Origin of the sequence: Streptomyces sp. NPDC007907 (assembly GCF_042959365.1) — a bacterium.
Lineage (GTDB): Bacteria > Actinomycetota > Actinomycetes > Streptomycetales > Streptomycetaceae > Streptomyces > Streptomyces indiaensis.
The window spans coordinates 1-1121 of record NZ_JBIBKR010000028.1; the positions used below are offsets into that span (position 1 = coordinate 1).

General features: G+C 70.3%; 1 protein-coding gene. It reads left to right on the forward strand.

Annotated features, from left to right (window positions below; all coding sequences use genetic code 11):
• Window positions 1-39: 39 nt before the first annotated feature.
• On the forward strand, window positions 40-1121 hold a 1082-nt coding region (locus ACFZDI_RS35920; RefSeq protein WP_391256770.1), incomplete at its 3' end, for a condensation domain-containing protein.

Below are 1121 nucleotides of genomic sequence, written 5' to 3' on the forward strand. Positions count from 1 at the left end.
CAGGTGAAGATCCGCGGGTATCGAGTGGAGCCCGGCGAGGTGCAGGCAGTCGTAGCCGCGCACCCGCTGGTCGCCCAGGCCGCAGTCGTCGCCCGTGAGAGCACGCCTGGGGATGTCCGACTCGTCGCCTACGTCGTCGCGAGCGACACGGACGACACGGATGCTGCCGAACTGACCGCAGCAGTACGGGAGTCCGTCGCCGCGCGTCTGCCGGAGTACATGGAGCCCTCTGCGGTGGTCGTGCTGCCGGAGCTGCCGCTGACTGGTAACGGCAAACTGGACCGCAAGGCACTGCCCAGCCCCGACTACGCGGTGGCGACGGCCGATTCGGGCCGTGCTCCGGTCTCCTTGCAGGAGGAACTCCTCTGCCAGGCCTTCGCCCAGGTCCTGGGCCTGCCGGCGGTAGGCGTGAATGACGACTTCTTCGCTCTGGGCGGGCACTCACTGCTGGCGACCCGACTGGTGAGCCGCATGCGGACCCTGCTCGGCGTGGAGGTGGGGATCCGCGAACTCTTCGAAGCACCCACGGTGGCAGGGCTGGCCGCCCGACTGGCAGAGGCGGACGAGGCGCGCGCAGCCCTGGTACCGATGGCACGCCCGGAACGGGTGCCCCTGTCGTACGGGCAGCGACGGCTTTGGTTCATCGGCCAGTTGGAGGGGCCGAGCCAGACGTACAACAGCCCGGTGGCGCTGCGGCTCACCGGTCGGCTCGACACACGGGCCCTGGCCGACGCGCTGCGTGACGTCATCGCGCGCCATGAGTCCCTGCGCACGGTCTTCCGCGTCGTGGCCGGCGAGCCGTACCAGCATGTGCTCGGAGTGGACGAGGTCGAGTGGGAGCTGCCTGCCGTCCGGCTCGACTCCTCCGAACTCTCGGCCACACTCGCGCGGATCTCCTCGTACGCCTTCGACCTCGCGGCCGAGGCTCCGTTGAAGGCGTGGTTGTTCGAGACCGGCCCCGAGGAGCATGTACTCGCCCTGGTGGTGCACCACATCGCGGGCGACGGCTGGTCGACCCGCCCCCTGGCGCGGGACGTGTCGGTGGCGTACGCGGCGCGGTGTGAGGGGCGGGTGCCCGGGTGGGGTGCGTTGCCGGTGCAGTACGCGGACTATGCGTTGTG